This is a genomic window from Ideonella sp., assembly GCF_044358605.1.
GTDB lineage: Bacteria > Pseudomonadota > Gammaproteobacteria > Burkholderiales > Burkholderiaceae_C > Ideonella.
This window is the reverse complement of sequence record NZ_JBIKNQ010000003.1, coordinates 1-16,961: the sequence shown is the minus strand read 5'-3', so window position 1 is coordinate 16,961 and position 16,961 is coordinate 1. Positions and strand designations below refer to the sequence as shown.

Genomic DNA, 16,961 nt, shown 5'->3' with positions numbered 1-16,961 from the left:
GCACCCCGAAGAAAGAGCCTCACGCCCAAGCCAGATTGATCTTCTTTTTTGTGGCCGCGCAGTCCCGCAGATAAAGATTGATCAGGCTTTGATAGGGAATGCCGGTCTCTTCTGAGAGCGACTTGAAGTAGGCCACGGCGTCTTGATCCAATCGAATCGTCACCGGCTTCTTGAGTTGCGCTGCATAGGGATTTTTTCTGGCTGCGGTGAAGTCATATTCTTTACGCATGGGGCACTTTCATGGATAGGCTTGGCGCTCGCGGCCTTCGGCCTTGCGGGCAGAAATGATGCGGATGACATGGCCTTCGGATCGGTAGCAATGGCAGACAACAAGGAGCCTGAGGCTGCTGCTCAGCCCGAGCAGCACAAAACGTTCTTCGTTGTCGGAGTGGTCCGGGTCATCGATGAGCTTGGCGTTCTCATCGGCGAAAACGGTCTGGGCGTCTTCAAAGCGCACACCGTGCTTGCGCAAATTCGCAGCCGCCTTCTGGGGATCCCACTCAAATCGAAGCATGGCTTAAGTGTATGCACTGTGTACGTACACCGCAAGCCTCGAGCGGATCACGTCCGGATGCCGTCCGCGATGGGTCTTCAGGCCACGCGATTGAGGTGGTGATCAACACCCCACCGTGACGCACGCCGGCCCATAGGCCTGCACAAACTCTGGCGGCATGCGTTTGGGGGCGCCGTTGCTGATGGCGATGCACACCAACTGCCAGCTGCCGCGCAGCACCGTGCTGCTGTCGCTGCTGCGCTGGAGTTGAAAGCAGCGCTCCATGCGCAGCTTGCCGTCGCCGGGCATGAGCCAGGTGGCGAGGGTCAGGGCTTCGCCCTCAAAAGTGGGCAGTAGGTAGTCGTACTCGCCACGCTGGATGGCCATGGCGCGGTCCAGGCGGTGGTAGTCGGTTAGGCTCAGCCCCAGGGCTTCAGAGTGGGCCCAGCCAATGCGCTCGCACCACTGCACATAGACGGCGTTGTTGGTGTGGCCCAGGCCGTCGATGTCGGCAGGGCCGGGGCGCACAGTCAGCGTGAAGGGGTGAGGGTGGTCCCATGTCATGCGCGCAGCATAGCGGCTGGCGCGCGGGTGCGCGGGCGCCCACGGCCGCCTGGTCACTCAGCCCTTGAGCGCCGCCTCAATGTCGGCCGCCATCTTCTCGGGCGCGTCCTGTGGCGCATAGCGTTTCAGCACGCGGCCGTCTTTGCCAATCAAAAACTTGGTGAAGTTCCACTTGATGGCTTCAATGCCCAGCAGCCCGGGCTTCTCGGCCTTGAGCCATTGGTAGAGCGGGTGGGCGGCTTGGCCGTTGACCTCGATCTTGGCCATCATGGGGAAGCTCACACCGTAGTTCATCTCGCAAAACGAGGCGATCTCTTCGTTGGCGCCAGGGTCCTGCCCACCAAACTCGTTGCTGGGGAAGCCCAGCACGGTCAGGCCTTTGCCGCCGTATTGTTCGTGCAGGGCTTGAAGGCCCTTGAACTGGGGTGTGAAGCCGCATTGGCTGGCGGTGTTGACGATGAGCAGCACCTGACCCTGATAGTCGGCCAGCTTCACCGGCTGGCCGGTGATGGATTCAGCGTCGAAGTCGTAGATCGTGGGCATGGTGGGCGGGGCCTCGTGGGCCTCTTTGGTTTGGGGTTGCCATGCTAGACCCGCCCCGCGTGCCGCGCTGGGCTGCAGCCATTAAACCCGAGACGGGCTCAGGGGCGGGCGTCGGGGCGCGCCCTCAGGGCCGCAGGGCGGCCAGCGCCGCACTGGCGATGATCAGCGCGCCGCCCAGTGCGAGTTGCGCGTCCATGTGGCCGGCACCCAGGGCCAGGGCCGAGCCGGTGGCCCAGAGAATCTCGGTCAGCATGATGATGGAGGTGGCTTGCGCGGGCAGACGTGAGGCCCCGTATTGCAGCGCCAGGTTGCCTGCCAGCATCACGCCCACCAAGCCCAGCACCCAGGCCACCCACGTGGGCGAGGGCGGCGGCAGGTGGGCATGCTGCAGGCCCAGTGCCAGCACGCCCGAGACGATGGCTCCGCCCGCAAACATGGCCAAGCCCCGCGCGGCTTCGCTGCGGGCGGATTCACGGCGCAGCATGATGTTGTTCAGTGCAAAGCTGATGCCGCCCAGCAGACCCAGCAGGTCGGTGGGGTGCAGGGTCAAAGAGAGGCCGCCTTGGCGGGGCCACAGCACCATCAGCGCGCCGCCCAGGGCGAGTACCACGCGGGCCATGGCCATGGGGGTGATGCGCTCGTGCAGCAGCAGCCGGGCCAGCAGCACGGCCCACAGCGGCATCAGGTAAAACAACAGCACCACGCGCACCACGTCGCCCTGGGTCACGCCCCAGTTGAACGACGCATTGGTGGTGCCCGCGGCCAGCAAGATCACCCACAGAGAGGGGTGGGTCAGCACCTCACGCCAAGCGGTGGGGCGCCACAGCGTCAGCACGCCCACGGCCAGGGTGAAGATGGCGGCGGTGGCCATCAGCGGGTGCAGGCCGGCGGCTTCCAACTGCCGCATGGGCCACCAGGCCAGGCCCCAGACCATGGCATTCACCAAAAGGGCGCCCACGGCGGGCAGGGGCAGGCGCGCAGGGCTGCTCACAAGCAATCAGACCAGGGCAGGCAGCGGCTTAGGCTTGGCTGCGGGCGGCGCGGCGCTTGCGCCACCACATCACGCCCAGCACAACGGCCCCAATGCCCAGCAGCGCAAAAATGCCGTACTGGAAACGATGCAGGATCGCGAACATCCAGTCGAAATTGCGGGCGCCAAAGTAGCCCAGATAGACCCAGATGGGCACGCTGATGAGGGCGGCCACGCCGTCCATCAAGAACCAGGTCCCAAAGCTGACGCGGCGCGTCATGCCTGCGGTAAAGAACACGGGGGTGCGCAGCCCCGGCAGGAAGCGGGCCACGAACATGACCCAGCGGCCATACTTTTCAAAGGCGCCTTGGGCGGCTTCAAAACGCTCGGGGGTGATGAGGCGGCGCACCCAGCCCCAGCGCATCACGCGCTCGCCCTGGTAGCGGCCCACCAAGAACACCAAGCCATCGCCGATCATGACCCCGGCCATGCCCACGGCAAACATGGTGTGCACATCGGCATAGCCCAGGCCGGCAATCACACCGCCCGTCACTAGGGTCACATCTTCAGGCACCGGGACGCCAAAGCCGCACACCAGCAGCATGGTGAACACTGCCAAGTAGCCGTACTCGGTGAAGATCGGGAGCAGGACGTTGAATACTTCCATGAATCTCTGTGTACAGGGCCTGCTGGGGGCCGCGTCGGTTGGCATTGGGGTGCCACGATCCATCGCGGCCCGCCTTTATAGCAGCATCGGCCAAAGCGATCTTGCGCCAGGCTTAGTGAATTGTTCGGCAGGGCCTCTGGCAAACTGGCCTGATTCCCTGTCTTGAACGCCTTCGCCCCCATGCCTCGCCCTATAGAAGCCCTGATCCATCCCGACGCCTTGGCCCACAACCTCGGCCGCGCCCGCGCGCTGGCGCCCGACGCCAAAGTCTGGGCCGTGGTCAAGGCCAATGCTTACGGGCACGGCATCGAAAGAGCCTTTGAGGGCCTGCGCGGTGCCGACGGCTTTGCCCTGCTGGACTTGGCCGAAGCCCAGCGCCTGCGCGACCTGGACTGGCGCGGCCCCATCCTGCTGCTGGAAGGCGTGTTTGAGCCGCGCGACCTGGAGTTGTGCTCGCGCCTTGGCCTGTGGCACGCCGTGCATTGCACCGAGCAGATCGACTGGCTGGCGGCCCACAAAACCCATGTGCCGCACCGCGTGTTCTTGAAGATGAACACCGGCATGAACCGCCTGGGCTTCGCGCCTCAGGCCTTCAGAGTGGCTTGGGCGCGGCTGAACGTGCTGCCCCAGGTGGACGAGATCTCCTTGATGACCCACTTCTCGGATGCCGATGCCGACCGCTTTGGCCGCAGCGGCATTGCGCACCAGGTGGCAGCGTTTCACGAGGCCACCCACGACCTGCCGGGCGAACGCAGCCTGGCCAACAGTGCCGCCACGCTGCGCCACTGTGCGGATGCCGGTGTGCGGGCCGACTGGGTCCGCGCCGGGATCATGAGCTATGGCGGCGTGCCGGATTACCCCGAACACGACGCCGCGCACTGGGATTTGAAGCCCGCCATGACCCTGCGTTCGCGCCTCATCGCTGTGCAGCAGGTGCAACCCGGCGACAGCGTGGGCTATGGCTCCAGCTTTGTGGCCGAGGCGCCGCTGCGCATTGGCGTGGTGGCCTGCGGCTATGCCGACGGCTACCCGCGCCACTGCCCCACCGGCACGCCGGTGCTGGTGGATGGCCAACGCACCCGCACCGTGGGCCGGGTGTCCATGGACATGCTCACCGTGGACATCACCCACCTGCCTGCCGCCGGTCTGGGCAGCGAGGTGACGCTGTGGGGCCAAGGCCCCCAAGGCCAGACCCTGGCCATTGATGAAGTCGCCCGCGCCGGCGGCACGATTGGCTACGAGTTGATGTGTGCGCTCGCGCAGCGGGTGCCGGTACAGGCCGAGCGCAGCCTGCGATGAGTTCGGCTTTGGCAGGCGTAACCGGCCACCTTACATACCATGGCTTCAGTGCTGGCTGCGGACTGGTACCGAGCATGTCATGGTGGCGACGCGAGCGCGCGGAACGTACTGATCGTACTGAGTAGGGGTGCCCTGACTCTTTGCGTCTACCAGCACCTGATGCGAGCGTCCGTTCGTCGCTAAGCCCCGAAGTCCCATGTCCTCATGCCACTCAACGACGGCCTTGCTTCGCGGCCCGTCCAATGATTGAGTAGATGTCTCGGTGACTGGCTGGTACGGGGCGGTCGGATATGTGCCAACGCGAGCCAGCATCACTACGCCTTCTGGCGATAGGCGGACAAATGGATAGCCTGGGTCGCGCAGCGGTAATGGGCCCTTCGTGACAGGTGCCTCGGGGCTCCAGCCCATGGCGCCATCGAAGGAGCTGAATCGTGACGGCCGGGTGGCGGGATTGTGGACTCTCCCACGAAATGCGTTCCAGACGACGACCGCACGCCCATTCGCGGCATCTACGGTCGGCTCCGTGGCCTCAAAGCCGGCCTGACTACGACTTAGCTCCACAGCAGGCAGCCAGCCCGCCAGCGGGTCAAAACGGGCCACTACGACTTTGGGCGCGACTGTGGGCTCCTTGTGTGACCAAGTCACGAAGGCATTGCCAGCAGCGTCGATGGCGGCTTGCGGTCCGCGGCGGTAATCTGTCCATCCGGTTGACGCCAGGGGCGTTGGGGTCGTCCAGCCCGACAGTGGGTTGAACATTGAGGCCACCACCCGGGTCTTTGACGATATCCCAGACCATGTCAGTACAGCTTGACCGGAGTCGTTCAGGTCCAAAGAGGCAGCGAACTCTGCGCTCGATTGTGGAAAGTTGTGTGCTTGCCCCCAGCCACCCTGAGGGTGGTAGTGGACGGCAGATCGGTCACCGGCAAGGGTTTGCAAGATCACAATGCCCACACCGTGCTCATTGACGGCTGTGGTGACATCAAGGCCACTCACCTGCGATGTGCCCAGATTTGTCCAGGCACCCCAGCCAGATGCTGGGTCGAACGCTATCGCGCGAGGTGGTGCCCAAGTGCTGCGGTTTTCCCGGAGCAAGACCAGCAACGCATGTCCACGTGGGCCGACTGACAGTTTGAGATCAGTCGAAAATATAGTCGGGTCCAAACGCCTGCTGTGCTCGAACAAGACCTCAGGCTGCTGCCACTGGCCCCCGGCAGGGCGCCTTTGTGCGTACACCACTAAGCGCTCGCCAGCGTCACGCAGCATGGAGTAGGCAGCAAGAATGTTGCCGGCGCGATCAATGCCAACGCCCACGCTTTCGACATAGCCTGGCTCAGGGTGCAAAACTTCAATGTCACCCCATTTGGGAGGGCACACGGTCTCTGCTTGCGCGAAGGGGGATGTCCCCAAGCAGGCCAGCAGCAAGATAGCGAGCCGACGCCGGACGATCAAGGAGAGAGTGATCACGAGCGAGTCCTTTAATTTAGAGCGTGCCGCTGAACAGGCATGCTAGCCAGTATGTGGGAGGCGCAGTCACCAGGTAAAGGTTGCAGCTAGGGGGACACTCGATTACCGCAGGAGGCTCCACTCGGCCGGGACATTCCGGCGTCGCGGGTGGATTTGGTGACGCATTTCACTGCGCCCGTCTGTTGTGGCCGACGACGCTGACGAAGGCCACACAGTTGGCGACAGAAGCTTGTGCGCTTGTTCACCATTGGGGGTACCGTGCATGGGTTGTTTCATCACAAGAGGGTGTCGTATGGGTAGCGCATTGGCCACATTGTTCGTGGGCTTGATCGTCGGGGCGGTGGCTCGGCTGCTGATGCCGGGGGATCAGAAGATCGGTTGGATCCTCACCTGCGTGTTGGGCGTGGCGGGTTCTTTTTTGGCCAGCACGGCTGGGCAAGCCATGGGCTGGTACGGCCCAGGCCAGGCGGCAGGCTGGATCGCCTCGGTGCTGGGGGCGCTGGCGCTGCTGTTCATCGTGGGCCGTTTGATGCGCGGCCAGAGTTAAGGAGCCTGGCCGCTGGGGGCTTGACGAGTTTTCTACAATCTCGTCATGAACACCTCGACCCTGCCCTATACCCGCGCGGCGGATCTGCCCGCCATCCTCGCGTCTCGCATCGCCATCATTGATGGTGCCATGGGCACCATGATCCAGCGCTACAAGCTGGGCGAGGCGGACTTCCGCAACGCGGCGCTGGCGGGGCATGGCAAGGACCTGAAGGGCAATAACGATCTGCTGGTCTTGACCCGCCCGGACGTGATTCGCGAGATTCACGAACAGTACTTGGCGGCCGGAGCCGACCTGATTGAGACCAACACCTTCGGGGCGACATCGATTGCCCAGGAGGATTACGACCTGGCCCCGCTGGCGCGCGAGATGAACTTGGCCGCTGCCCGCATTGCCCGCGCCGCAGCCGATGCCTACAGCACGCCCGACAAGCCCCGCTATGTCGCGGGTGCCTTAGGCCCCACGCCGCGCACCGCCAGCATCAGCCCTGAGGTCAACGACCCGGGCGCACGCAATGTCAGCTTTGACCAATTGAAGGACGCCTACAAAGAGCAAGCTCAGGCCTTGTTGGACGGCGGCGTGGATGTCTTCTTGGTCGAAACCATTTTTGACACGCTCAATGCCAAGGCCGCGATCTTTGCGTTGGATGAGCTGATGGAAGAAACGGGCGAGCGCCTGCCGGTCATCATCTCCGGCACCGTCACCGACGCCTCAGGTCGCATTCTCTCGGGCCAAACCGTGGCCGCGTTCTGGCACTCCGTGCGCCATGCCCGGCCGCTGGCTGTGGGCCTGAACTGCGCCCTGGGCGCCACAGTGATGCGGCCCTATATTGAAGAGCTGAGCCGTGTCGCTGGGGACACTTTCATCAGCTGCTACCCCAATGCCGGCCTGCCCAACCCCATGAGCGACACCGGCTTTGACGAGACGCCTGATGTGACCGGCCGCCTCATGGGCGAGTTTGCCAAGTCGGGCTTCTTGAACATTGTGGGCGGCTGCTGTGGCACCACCCCCGAGCACATTGCCGCCATCGCGGCCAGTGTCAAGACCTACCGGCCGCGCAGCCGCCACGACCCGCTGTTCAGCGCCCTGGCGGCCTGAGTGAGCGTGGGCGCCCCCCTGTTGGGGGCGTCAAAAAGGCCCGAAATCGTCCCCGACCATGGGTCGGGTCATGGCCGAGTCTTCGTCCGGGGCTTGGCGCGGCTGTTGCGTGGCCAAGGACTGGGCTTGCCCCCTTGCGGCCGAGCCGTGGATGACATGCAGCAGCTTGCGCTCCAGGGCGTCGATCTCGTCCTGCATGGCGCGTACCAACTGGCAATAAACGCGCTGCTGGCGGCCGCTCTCCCGCAGGCGCTCGGCCAGGCGCTGGGAGACGGCAATCAGGAGTTTGGTCGCGGTTTCCGGTGAGTCGTCCATCAGGCGGCGCAAAGACCGACGCGACAGCGCCGCACCCGTGACGGGCGAACTCGCCACACAGGAAGCGGCGCGCGGCGCGCCATCCAGCAGGCCCATCTCGCCAATCAGGTTGCCGGGGCCGAGCACCGACATCACGATGGGTTCGGTGCGGCTGATGACAGTGGACTCCACCGTCACATCGCCATGCAAGATCAGCAGCATGTAGCCGGTTTGCTCTTGATCGCCTTCGCGAAACAAGAGCGCGCCGTCGTCATAAGACACCAGGCGCATATAGCTGACCACGCAACGGGCCTCAGCCGCAGTCAGCTCTGAGAGCGCGGTGGGCGTGCGCAGCAGGGCCTCGGCCTTGGCGGCCAAGGTCGGTTCTTCGAGGATGGAGCGGGGCGAGAGTACGCCGTGCTCAGAGGCGGTGGAATCCATGGCCGAACGATAACCCCTTCAGCAGGCTTTGCGGCTTAGGTAAAATTAGGGGCTCCAAGGAGCGTTGCAGCAGTGCGGAATGCGTCACTGTCAGGCTTGGGCCATCCGGTCATGCGGACGATAACCACGCTCACCCCCGGGTGAGGTGCGTCTTGTGCAGCCGCAGCTTCCTGGGGCATTTTGAGCTTTCCCGCCGATTTGCCATGCCCAATTTCTCTGCCGCTCCCTCTCCCATGCGCCTTTCTGGCCTGGAGCCTGTCGTCCTCGACCAGAACTCCTTGTTCCTGAACATCGGCGAGCGCACCAATGTCACGGGCTCTAAAGTCTTTGCCCGCATGATCCTGGAGGGGCGCTTTGAAGACGCGCTCTCGGTGGCCCGCCAGCAGGTCGAAAACGGCGCCCAGGTCATCGACGTCAACATGGACGAGGCCATGCTGGACAGCCAGGCGGCCATGGTGCGCTTCCTGAACCTGATCGCCTCTGAGCCCGACATCGCCCGCGTGCCGGTGATGATCGACTCCTCCAAGTGGAGCGTCATCGAGGCGGGCCTGAAGTGCATCCAAGGCAAGGGCATCGTCAACAGCATTTCACTCAAAGAGGGCGAGGCGGAGTTCATCCGCCAGGCCACCTTGGTGCGCCGCTACGGCGCCGCCGCCGTGGTGATGGCCTTTGACGAACAAGGCCAGGCCGACACCTTTGCGCGCAAAACCGAGATCTGCGAGCGCGCCTACCGCGTGCTGGTGGACCAGGTCGGCTTCCCGGCCGAAGACATCATCTTCGACCCGAACATCTTCGCCATCGCCACCGGCATTGAAGAGCACAACAACTACGCGGTGGACTTCATCGAGGCCACGCGCTGGATCAAACAGCACCTGCCCGGCGCCAAGGTCTCGGGCGGCGTGTCTAACGTCAGCTTCAGCTTCCGCGGCAACGAGCCGGTGCGCGAGGCCATCCACACGGTGTTCCTCTACCACGCCATTCAGGCGGGCATGGACATGGGCATCGTCAACGCCGGCATGGTGGGCGTGTATGACGAGCTGAACGCCGACTTGCGCGAGCGGGTCGAAGACGTGGTGCTGAACCGCCGTGCCGACGCCACCGAGCGCTTGCTGGAAGTGGCCGAGCATGTGAAGGGCGTGGCCAAGGACGACACCGCCCGCCTGGCCTGGCGCGCCGCCCCGGTCAAAGAACGGCTCTCGCACGCCCTGGTGCATGGCATCACCGAGTTCATTGAGGTGGACACCGAAGAGGTCTGGCAGCAGATCCAAGCCGAGGGCGGCCGCCCCTTGCATGTGATCGAAGGCCCGCTGATGGCCGGCATGAATGTGGTGGGCGACTTGTTTGGGGCGGGCAAGATGTTCTTGCCCCAGGTGGTCAAGAGTGCCCGCGTGATGAAGCAGGCTGTGGCCCATTTGCTGCCCTACATCGAGGCTGAAAAGGCAGCGCTGATTGACGCGGGCGGAGAAGCCAAGGCCAAAGGCAAGATCGTCATTGCCACCGTCAAGGGCGATGTGCATGACATCGGCAAGAACATCGTCTCGGTGGTCTTGCAGTGCAATAACTTTGACGTGGTAAACATGGGCGTGATGGTCCCGGCCCAGGCCATTTTGGCCAAGGCCAAGGAGGAGGGCGCCGACATCATCGGCCTCTCCGGGCTCATCACCCCCAGCCTCGAAGAGATGCAGCATGTGGCCGCCGAGATGGAGCGCGACCCCTACTTCCGCGAACGTGGCATGCCGCTGCTGATCGGCGGCGCCACCACCAGCCGCGTGCACACGGCCGTCAAGATCTCGCCGCATTACAGCGCGCCGGTGGTCTATGTGCCGGACGCATCGCGTGCGGTGGGCGTGTGCTCGGACTTACTCTCTCCCGAGCGCTCAAGCGAATACGTCACCGAACTCAACGCAGATTATGAGCGGGTTCGCCAACTGCATGCCAACCGCAAAGCCACGCCCTTGGTGACCCTGTCCCAAGCGCGGGCTAACAAGGCGCAGATGGACTGGGCCGTTGCGCCCGTCAAGCCGCGCTTTCTGGGCCGCCGGGTGTTCAAGCAGTACGACCTGGCCCAGCTGGCCGCCTGCATCGACTGGGGTCCTTTCTTCCAGACTTGGGATTTGGCGGGACCCTACCCGGCTGTTCTGCAAGACGCGGTGGTGGGCGATGCGGCCTGCAAGGTGCTGGCCGATGGCCAAGCCTTGCTCAAGAAGATCATCGACGGCCGCTGGCTGCAGGCCCATGGCGTGATGGGCTTCTACCCGGCCAACACGGTGGGCGACGATGTGATCGAGGTCTATGCCGACGAGACCCGCCAGCAGGTGCTGCTGCGCTGGGCGCCGCTGCGCATGCAGACCGAGCGGCCGGTGGTGGACGGCGTGAAGCGGCCCAATCGCTCGCTCGCTGACTTCATCGCCCCCAAGGGTAGCCACCCCGACTACATTGGCCTGTTTGCCGTGACGGCCGGTATGGGCGCTGAGGCGCGCGCTGCGGCGTTTGAAGCCGCGCATGACGACTACTCGGCCATCATGCTCAAGGCCTTGGCCGACCGCTTGGCTGAAGCCTTTGCCGAGCGCCTGCACCAGCGCGTGCGCACCGAGCTGTGGGGCTATGCGGCGGATGAGCAACTCACGAACGAGCAGCTCATTGCCGAGCAATACCAAGGCATTCGGCCGGCGCCGGGCTACCCAGCCTGCCCGGACCACGGCGTTAAGGCGGAGATGTTCAGCGTGTTGGCCTGCGAGGAGATTGGCATGGGCCTGACCGAAAGCTTGGCCATGACCCCAGCGGCCAGCGTCAGCGGCTTCTACCTGGCCCACCCGCAGGCGGCTTACTTCAATGTGGGCCGGATTGGCGGCGATCAGGCCGAAGCCTGGGCGGCCTCGCTGGGGGTCGATGCGGCAGAGGCGTCGCGCCGCTTGATCACCGTGCTGGACGACAAGCCGGGCGCCTGAGCATAAAAGCTGGCATTGAGCTGGGTCTCGCGGATCACGTAGGCCCGGTAGCGCTGGAAGAGGTCGGCATCGACCTCGCCAGCGTGGGTCCAGAAACGGTCGAGGTCGCCCACCTGGACCATGCCGGGGACGTTGTAGAAGGCATCGCCCAAGGTGACCACCGGGGTGCCGTGAAACAGCGACTGAAGCGCCGTGGTGCTGTTGACGGTGACCACGCCCTTGGCGGCCTTGAGAATGGTCGGCAGGTGCAGATCGTGCACATAACGCACCCGATCGCTCAGCTCAAACTTGGCCGCCGCAGAGGCAATCTGCCGGGTGAAGTCGTTGTAGGGGCGGTCCATCGGGTGGTGCTTGAAGACCAGCCAATCCCCTTGGTCTGCGCGCGCCGCAAAAGACTCCAGCACATCGTCAATGAACGGCAGCATGGAGTCATAGCGCGAGTGGTGCAGGATCTGGCTGTCGTTCTGCACTTGCAGCGGCACCAAGAAAAAGCGTTTGTGCCGCTCGGCAGCGGTCAGCGCGGCCCAATCGCCGCGATCCAGCCAGCGGTACTTCCATTTGCGCCAATCCCCCCGCAGCCAGCGAAGAAACTCGGGAATGGGCGCCAAGCTGCGATGGTGGGCGTAGTGCGGGTACTGCGACTTGGCACGATGCGCGGCCAAGCCGTAGTGAAAGGCGCAGTGGGCCATGGCCGCAAAGCTCTGGCCAGTGGGCTGCACCGTGGGGGTGGGTTCGATCTCCAGTTGCCGATAAAACTCGGCGTCGATGGGGAGCGCAGACTCAGCGTTCACGCCACCACGCTCCAGCGTCACGTAGTCGGGGCGGATATAGCCCTCTTCAAACACATAGACAGCGACGCCCGCCTCTTCGGCGGCGGCCATGGCTTGGGCATGAAGATGCCGTGACTGACCGAACAGCACCAGGGCATCAATATTCAAGTCGGCCAGCAACTCGCGGATGCGATGCGGCCACGCTGCCATGGGGGCCTGAAAGCGGATGACGCCTGGGTCGGTAAAGAACTTGTCGTCACCGCCGTTGAAATTGACCTTCCACACCGCTTGCCCCTGGGCGCGCAGGAACCCCGCCAGCCGTTCAAAAAACGGCCCCATCGGGCCTTGCAGCAGCAAAGTGCGCTGATGGCCCAAAAGGAGGTGCAAAGACCGGGGTGTCATGTGTGTGATCTGTGGAGATCACAGGAAGGCCGCCACCGAGCGCAGTGGCTCCTGTGCGGCCTGAGCCGACTTGGACAAACTGCGCCCAGGCCAACGATCCCCCTGTGCTTTGCGCCAGTCTAGCGGCAATGCCCCAAGAAACAGACCCCCAACTTAGGTGTCCGCTGAGGTCTCAATTGGAGGTGTTGGTGCCTGCTCTCAGGCGCTTGCCCCAGCGCAAAGCCATGCGCCAAGCCTGCCGTGGCAGTGTGGTGGCGGTGGGGCCTTCGGTGTCGCGCCAGTGTTGCAGTTCCTCAACAGCCCGCTCGGGTGTGCAGAAGTAGCCGCTGTGGCGGCTGACATAGCTGGGATAGAGCACCAAGGTGGCGGCCGTCAGGCTGTCCAAGTCCAGGGGGCGACGGGGGCGCGTCAGGGGCTGGCGGTCGTCCGTCAAGCCCCAGCCCGCGTAAAAGGGGCAACCCCATACCACCACGGGTGTGCCGCGCAGCAGGGCTTCAAATCCGGCCAGCGATGTGAGCACATGCACCTGATCCACCTGCCGCAGCAGCTTATCCATAGGGGTATCGGTGATGATCTCGTCGCAGAAGTGGACGGCACGGGCTTCTTTGGCGCCGGGCTCACGCAGTTGGGCCACCACGTCGGGGTGGGGCTTGTAGATCAGGTGGGCGTCTGGGCGCTCGGCACGCACGGCTTTGAGCAGGCCCAAATTGGTGTTGATGCCGGGCGCGCCCCAGCGCAAGGCCGCGTCATCTTCCACCTGCCCCACCACCAGTACCACCGGTCGCTGGGTTTCGGGGCGGCGCCACGGCGTTTGGCCGACGTTGTATTTGGTCACCCCCAGTGCCAAGATGCGCTCTCGCAGTTGCGCGGCCCGGGCTTTCAGGGCGGGGCTGAAGTCGGTGTGCAGCAGCAGGTGCTCCAGGTCAGACGGCTGGCTGGCGTTGTAATACAAGCCGCTGCGGTCCATCACCCAAGACAGCGGCCGCACCAGGTCGGCACCCAGGCCCACCGAGCGCAGAAATCCGTCTTCCAGCCGAACGACCTGTACCGGGGGGCTCAAGTCCTGGGCCGTGGGGGGCAACTCGCGCTGGCCCCACACCACCAGGGTGCTGCCGGGGGCAATGGGCTTGCGCGGGCCTTGGAAACGCACCTCGCTGCCTGCGAAGAAGTCTTCGACGATGGGCCTTTTCCAGGCCGAAAACCCCACGGCCACCACACTGGGCGCAAAGCGCTCGCGGCAACGACGCTGCAGGCCGACCCAACTCAGCAGGTCTTCCACGGCACAAGCTTGGCCCGTTTCTGGGCTGATATAGCGCGGGTAGCGCGCCAGTGCGGCATGGGTCAGCGCGGCCAGCGTGCTGTTTTGACGGCGGGGGGGCGCAGAAAGCTCGTCCTGCGTCAGGCCCCAGCCGGCATAAAACGGCATGCCGAAGCAGCGCACCGGTTTGCCCCACAGCAGGGCTTCAAAGCCCATTTGCGAGGTGACGGTGTAGACGGCGGCGACCCGCTCCAGCACGCCGGGAGGGTGGGCGTCGGCGGCCAGCCATTGCAGGCGCTGGCGGGCGGCCGGACTCAGGGTTTCAGTGACGTGGCTGAAGTGACCGCGCTTGCGACCCGCCAGCACATCGGGGTGTACCTTCAACAAAATCCGCGCCTGAGGGTGTTCGTCCAGGGCGGCCTGCAGCATGCGCATAAAGCTGGCGGTGCTGGCTTGGCCGTAGGCGATGGAGGCATCGCCAAAGGTTTGGTCCACCACCAGCACATCGCCCTCGCGGGCCCATTCAGGGTGCTCGCGAGCGTGGTTGTACTTGGAGGCGCGCGCTTCGCGCCAGGCACTGATGAGGGCTTGGCCGCGGGCGGTTTGTTCATCCGTCAGTGGCTGGCGGACCAAGGTCTCCAGGCGCGAAGGATTGCTGGCATCGTAATAAATGCCTTCATCGTCCACCACCATGGACAGCGCCGGGCTGTCAGGCCCCAGCGCCATTGAGCGCAAAAAGCCGTCTTCCAGGCGCAAGATGGGCAGGCCTTGCTCCAGCGCCCAGGCCTCGGCGCGCTCGGCGCTGGGCTTGCGGCCCCAAGCCAGCACGGCCTGGGCGTCGCCCACAAAGCGAACGCGTGCGGGGATGATGCGTACCGGGGCCAGCAAGTCCGCCAAGGTTTCATTGCTCGCCAACAGGCGCCCGTGCGCCAGCACGGCGCTCAGGCCGTGCAGCGGGTCTGCGGCATCCAACTCAGGCATCAAGGCGTCAAACAAGCGGGGCTAGCACCCGCTCACGGTATCAGAGCCCCGAGGCGGCGAAGTGCGGGTTGTCCCAGCCTGCTTTGCCATAGCCCAGCAAGGCGCCGTCCAGGGTGCAGACCTTGCCGCCTGCAGCGCGCAAGACCGCATCGCCTGCGGCAATGTCCCATTCCATGGTGCGGCCCAAGCGGGGGTAGAGGTCGGCTTCACCGGCCGCCACCAAGCACAGCTTGAGCGACGAGCCCGCATTGGTGCGCGAGGCCACGGTGCGGCCATTCAAGAAGGCGTCGAGGGCGGTTTCGTCGCCATGCGAGCGGCTGGCCACCACGGTCAGGCCCTCTGCGGGCACGCTACGGCAGGCAATGGAGCGACGGCCCTGGGCATCTTCCAGCCAAGCGCCTTGGCCTGCGGCGCCGCCAAACAGGCGGCCAATGGCGGGTGCATAGACCAAGCCCAGCACCGGGCGACCATGTTGGATCAGTGCGATATTGACTGTGAACTCACCATTGCGGCTGATGAACTCCTTGGTGCCATCCAGGGGGTCCACCAGGAAGAAGCAGTCGCTCACTTCTGGGATATGCCCTGCTGCCACAGCCTCTTCGGCCACCACGGGGATGCCTGGGGCGAGCTTGTCCAGCCCGGCCAGGATGACGGCTTCTGCCTTTTGGTCTGCCACGGTGACGGGGGAGTCATCGCCCTTGCGCGTCACATCAAAGTCGGTGGCATAGATGTCCATGATGACCTGACCCGCGTCTCGGATCAGAGGTGTCAGGCGCTCCAACAGGCCGGGCAAGTCGAGGGTGGCAGGGGTGCTCATCGTGTGGGCTTTCAAACAAGGGATGGGGCATTGTGCATGGCCCATGTCAGAATCAAACCCCTAAAACATTTACTGACCGGGTTTCTCTTGGTGAACGCAGATACTTCCGCGCTCGATGTCAACGCACTCAATGCCCGCCGCAAGCGGGCGGTGCAGTTGCGCGTGGACGGGCTGAGTCTGACGCGTATCCAGGCCGAAACCGGCTTGTCGGTGCCCACCATCATCAAGGCCTACAAAGCCTTTGCCGATGGTGGTTGGTCGGCCATTGAGGTGGCGGCCCGGGGCCGCCCCAAAGGCGAAGGCCGTGTGCTGCCGCCCGAGGCAGAGGCCACATTGCGCGAGGCTGTCTTGCAAGGCCCCCCCGAAGCCGTGGGCCTGCCCGCCGGTTTGTGGGATGCGGCGGCTGTGCAAGCGCTGAGCCTGCAGCGCTGGCAGGTGGCGCTGGAGGCGCGTGCGGTGTCGCGCTTGTTGGCGCGCTGGGGCCTGAGTGTTCAGCCCCTGCGCGAGACCGTGCAGCAAGACCCGGCCGCCCAGCGCTGGTGGCAAGAGGTTTGGCTGCCTGCCCAGGGCGCAGCCACGCGCCCCAAGACCGCCGAGCGCCTGCTGTGGATGGGGGCTTTGGCTCACCCGCAGCTTGCCGCGCCCGCTGGCTTGTTGGTGGCGGTGTGCCCGCGCGGCACGCTGCGCTGGCTGCCCGTGCGGCAGATGGCCCGCACCATCGCATATCAAGACTTTTTGGCGCGCCTGCCGGCGCTGCGTGCCGGCACCTGGCACGTGTTCTTGGCCGGCCCCGACCTCCGTCGTGCGCCTGAACTGACGGCCTGGATGTCTGCCCAAGCGCAACTGCAGGTTGAAGCTTGCCCCGTACAGCCCCAGGCCCGCGCCGTGCCCGAGGCGCAGCCCAGCTCCAGCAGCAAGGCCCCTGCGGCCTTGCCGCCTGCCCCGCACCCGGTGAGGGCGACGGCCCAGGCCGCGCCGCAACGTTTCTCTTCGTTTTTCACCCCCCAGCCTGTTCATCCGCCCGAAGAAAGGGACCATCCCATGAGCTTGACCCATTTGCAGCGACTGGAAGCCGAGAGCATCCACATCATGCGCGAGGTTGTTGCCGAGGCCGAAAACCCGGTGATGCTGTATTCCATCGGCAAAGATTCGGCCGTGATGCTGCACCTGGCCAAGAAGGCCTTTTTCCCATCGCCGCCGCCCTTCCCGCTGCTGCACGTGGACACCACCTGGAAGTTCCGGGCGATGTACGAAATGCGTGCGCGCATGGCCAAAGAGTTGGGGATGGAGTTGCTGGTCCACCAGAACCCCGAAGCCAAAGAACTGGGCATCAACCCCTTTACCCACGGCTCGCAAATCCACACTGATATGTGGAAGACCCAAGGCTTGAAGCAAGCGCTTGACA

At 64.6% G+C, this 16,961-nt stretch carries 15 protein-coding genes, 1 pseudogene and 1 riboswitch; of the genes and pseudogenes, 6 read left to right on the top strand and 10 right to left on the bottom strand.

Annotated elements, in window-relative coordinates; all coding sequences use genetic code 11:
* Positions 1–19: 19 nt before the first annotated feature.
* The 6 genes from ACIQ3Q_RS01645 to ACIQ3Q_RS01620 all read right to left on the bottom strand — a co-directional run bounded on the left by ACIQ3Q_RS01645 (position 20) and on the right by ACIQ3Q_RS01620 (position 3,237).
* Entirely contained in the window at positions 20–229 is a 210-nt protein-coding gene (locus tag ACIQ3Q_RS01645) for a BrnA antitoxin family protein (protein WP_396267218.1), read from the bottom strand.
* 9 nt (positions 230–238) lie between these two features.
* Entirely contained in the window at positions 239–514 is a 276-nt protein-coding gene (locus ACIQ3Q_RS01640; RefSeq protein ID WP_396267217.1) for a BrnT family toxin, read from the bottom strand.
* A gap of 102 nt (positions 515–616) precedes the next feature.
* Positions 617–1,057: an acyl-CoA thioesterase gene (locus tag ACIQ3Q_RS01635; RefSeq protein ID WP_396267216.1), complete on the bottom strand. Its 441-nt coding sequence runs from the start codon at positions 1,055–1,057 to the stop codon at positions 617–619.
* Between the two features lie 57 nt (positions 1,058–1,114).
* Entirely contained in the window at positions 1,115–1,600 is a 486-nt protein-coding gene (locus ACIQ3Q_RS01630) for a glutathione peroxidase (RefSeq protein WP_396267215.1), read from the bottom strand.
* Positions 1,601–1,724: 124 nt separating this feature from the next.
* Positions 1,725–2,591, bottom strand: coding sequence for a DMT family transporter (locus tag ACIQ3Q_RS01625; protein WP_396267214.1), 867 nt, complete (start codon positions 2,589–2,591; stop codon positions 1,725–1,727).
* Between the two features lie 28 nt (positions 2,592–2,619).
* Entirely contained in the window at positions 2,620–3,237 is a 618-nt protein-coding gene (locus ACIQ3Q_RS01620) for a DedA family protein (protein WP_396267213.1), read from the bottom strand.
* A 180-nt stretch (positions 3,238–3,417) separates the two neighbouring features.
* Between ACIQ3Q_RS01620 and alr the strand changes: the two genes are divergently transcribed.
* The 3 genes from alr (at position 3,418) to ACIQ3Q_RS01605 (ending at position 7,645) form a co-directional block, all read left to right on the top strand.
* A complete protein-coding gene (gene alr, locus ACIQ3Q_RS01615) occupies positions 3,418–4,536 on the top strand; it encodes an alanine racemase (RefSeq protein WP_396267212.1) in 1,119 nt (372 codons plus the stop codon).
* A gap of 1,756 nt (positions 4,537–6,292) precedes the next feature.
* The gene (locus ACIQ3Q_RS01610; RefSeq protein WP_396267211.1) at positions 6,293–6,547 is read left to right on the top strand and encodes a GlsB/YeaQ/YmgE family stress response membrane protein; all 255 of its coding nucleotides are present in this window, start codon (positions 6,293–6,295) and stop codon (positions 6,545–6,547) included.
* Between the two features lie 45 nt (positions 6,548–6,592).
* Complete coding sequence (locus ACIQ3Q_RS01605) at positions 6,593–7,645, top strand: homocysteine S-methyltransferase family protein (RefSeq protein ID WP_396267210.1); 1,053 nt, start codon at positions 6,593–6,595, stop codon at positions 7,643–7,645.
* Positions 7,646–7,675: 30 nt separating this feature from the next.
* Here the strand turns inward: ACIQ3Q_RS01605 and ACIQ3Q_RS01600 are convergent, their stop codons facing one another.
* A complete protein-coding gene (locus ACIQ3Q_RS01600) occupies positions 7,676–8,380 on the bottom strand; it encodes a Crp/Fnr family transcriptional regulator (protein WP_396267209.1) in 705 nt (234 codons plus the stop codon).
* Positions 8,381–8,430: 50 nt separating this feature from the next.
* A riboswitch (S-adenosyl-L-homocysteine riboswitch) is annotated at positions 8,431–8,519 on the top strand.
* A gap of 64 nt (positions 8,520–8,583) precedes the next feature.
* Here ACIQ3Q_RS01600 and metH point away from each other — a divergent pair.
* Positions 8,584–11,328 carry a methionine synthase gene (metH, locus tag ACIQ3Q_RS01595; RefSeq protein WP_396267208.1) on the top strand — a complete coding sequence of 915 codons (2,745 nt, stop codon included), beginning with the start codon at positions 8,584–8,586 and terminating at the stop codon, positions 11,326–11,328.
* Here metH and ACIQ3Q_RS01590 read toward each other — a convergent pair.
* The 3 genes from ACIQ3Q_RS01590 to cysQ all read right to left on the bottom strand — a co-directional run bounded on the left by ACIQ3Q_RS01590 (position 11,235) and on the right by cysQ (position 15,556).
* Positions 11,235–12,500: a capsule biosynthesis protein gene (locus tag ACIQ3Q_RS01590; RefSeq protein ID WP_396267207.1), complete on the bottom strand. Its 1,266-nt coding sequence runs from the start codon at positions 12,498–12,500 to the stop codon at positions 11,235–11,237. The genes metH and ACIQ3Q_RS01590 overlap by 94 nt on opposite strands.
* Positions 12,501–12,672: 172 nt before the next feature.
* Positions 12,673–14,754 (bottom strand): capsular polysaccharide biosynthesis protein, encoded by a 2,082-nt coding sequence (locus ACIQ3Q_RS01585; RefSeq protein WP_396267206.1) that lies wholly within the window; start codon positions 14,752–14,754, stop codon positions 12,673–12,675.
* 25 nt (positions 14,755–14,779) lie between these two features.
* Complete coding sequence (gene cysQ / locus ACIQ3Q_RS01580) at positions 14,780–15,556, bottom strand: 3'(2'),5'-bisphosphate nucleotidase CysQ (RefSeq protein ID WP_396267205.1); 777 nt, start codon at positions 15,554–15,556, stop codon at positions 14,780–14,782.
* A 36-nt stretch (positions 15,557–15,592) separates the two neighbouring features.
* Between cysQ and ACIQ3Q_RS01575 the strand changes: the two are divergent.
* Positions 15,593–16,045 (top strand): annotated as a pseudogene (locus tag ACIQ3Q_RS01575) (winged helix-turn-helix domain-containing protein); the annotation flags it as partial.
* A gap of 552 nt (positions 16,046–16,597) precedes the next feature.
* Positions 16,598–16,961 (top strand): phosphoadenosine phosphosulfate reductase family protein (locus ACIQ3Q_RS01570; protein ID WP_396267340.1); only part of this gene is annotated, 364 nt, incomplete at its 3' end.

Excerpts from the sequence above, each read along its gene's own strand:
- ACIQ3Q_RS01590 (WP_396267207.1), bottom strand. The coding sequence starts at position 12,500 with ATGACACCCCGGTCTTTGCACCTCCTTTTGGGCCATCAGCGCACTTTG.
- ACIQ3Q_RS01610 (WP_396267211.1), top strand. The coding sequence starts at position 6,293 with ATGGGTAGCGCATTGGCCACATTGTTCGTGGGCTTGATCGTCGGGGCG.
- ACIQ3Q_RS01605 (WP_396267210.1), top strand. The coding sequence starts at position 6,593 with ATGAACACCTCGACCCTGCCCTATACCCGCGCGGCGGATCTGCCCGCC.
- cysQ (WP_396267205.1), bottom strand. The coding sequence starts at position 15,556 with ATGAGCACCCCTGCCACCCTCGACTTGCCCGGCCTGTTGGAGCGCCTG.
- ACIQ3Q_RS01635 (WP_396267216.1), bottom strand. The coding sequence starts at position 1,057 with ATGACATGGGACCACCCTCACCCCTTCACGCTGACTGTGCGCCCCGGC.
- ACIQ3Q_RS01640 (WP_396267217.1), bottom strand. The coding sequence starts at position 514 with ATGCTTCGATTTGAGTGGGATCCCCAGAAGGCGGCTGCGAATTTGCGC.
- ACIQ3Q_RS01620 (WP_396267213.1), bottom strand. The coding sequence starts at position 3,237 with ATGGAAGTATTCAACGTCCTGCTCCCGATCTTCACCGAGTACGGCTAC.
- alr (WP_396267212.1), top strand. The coding sequence starts at position 3,418 with ATGCCTCGCCCTATAGAAGCCCTGATCCATCCCGACGCCTTGGCCCAC.
- metH (WP_396267208.1), top strand. The coding sequence starts at position 8,584 with ATGCCCAATTTCTCTGCCGCTCCCTCTCCCATGCGCCTTTCTGGCCTG.
- ACIQ3Q_RS01645 (WP_396267218.1), bottom strand. The coding sequence starts at position 229 with ATGCGTAAAGAATATGACTTCACCGCAGCCAGAAAAAATCCCTATGCA.
- ACIQ3Q_RS01600 (WP_396267209.1), bottom strand. The coding sequence starts at position 8,380 with ATGGATTCCACCGCCTCTGAGCACGGCGTACTCTCGCCCCGCTCCATC.
- ACIQ3Q_RS01630 (WP_396267215.1), bottom strand. The coding sequence starts at position 1,600 with ATGCCCACGATCTACGACTTCGACGCTGAATCCATCACCGGCCAGCCG.